The sequence below is a fragment of the Cupriavidus consociatus genome (assembly GCF_017814975.1).
In the GTDB taxonomy this organism is placed as follows: Bacteria; Pseudomonadota; Gammaproteobacteria; order Burkholderiales; family Burkholderiaceae; genus Cupriavidus; species Cupriavidus consociatus.
The window spans coordinates 1-524 of record NZ_JAGIQA010000165.1; the positions used below are offsets into that span (position 1 = coordinate 1).

The 524-nt window shown below is 67.4% G+C and carries 1 protein-coding gene; it reads right to left on the reverse strand.

All coding sequences use genetic code 11. The features are described 5' to 3' along the window. Positions 1-524: efflux RND transporter permease subunit (locus J8I82_RS39985; protein ID WP_209765780.1), on the reverse strand; the 524-nt coding region annotated here is incomplete at both ends.

Sequence of the window (524 nt, forward strand, 5' to 3'; positions counted from 1 at the left end):
ATCACGTTGAGGGTGAAGCCGCACATATACATCACGCCGAAGGTGCCGATCAGCGCGATCGGCAGCGTCAGGCCGGTGATGACGGTGCTGCGCCACGAGCCGAGGAACAGGAACACGATCGCCACGGTCAGGAACGCGCCTTCCAGCAGCGTGGAACGCACCTCCTTCACGCTGCTGCGGATGCCGCGCGCGGTGTCGTTGACGACATTGAGCTGCACGCCCGCGGGCACCAGCTTGCGTATCTCGTCGGTCATGCGCACCAGGCCGTCGACGGTATCGACGGTATTCTGGCCCTGCGCCTTCACCACCGACAGAAAGAGGGCGCGCTTGCCGTCGAGCAGCGCCAGGCTTTCCTGTTCTTCCTGGCCGTCGCGCACGTCGGCGATCTCGCCCAGCGTGACCGGCTGGCCGGCGCGGCGCGCCACGATGATCTGGCGGAAGGCGTCAGGCGTGGGCACGCGGCCCTTGATCTGCACCACGGTCTCGGTGGACGAGGAGCGCAGCTCGCCCGCGGGCAACTCCTG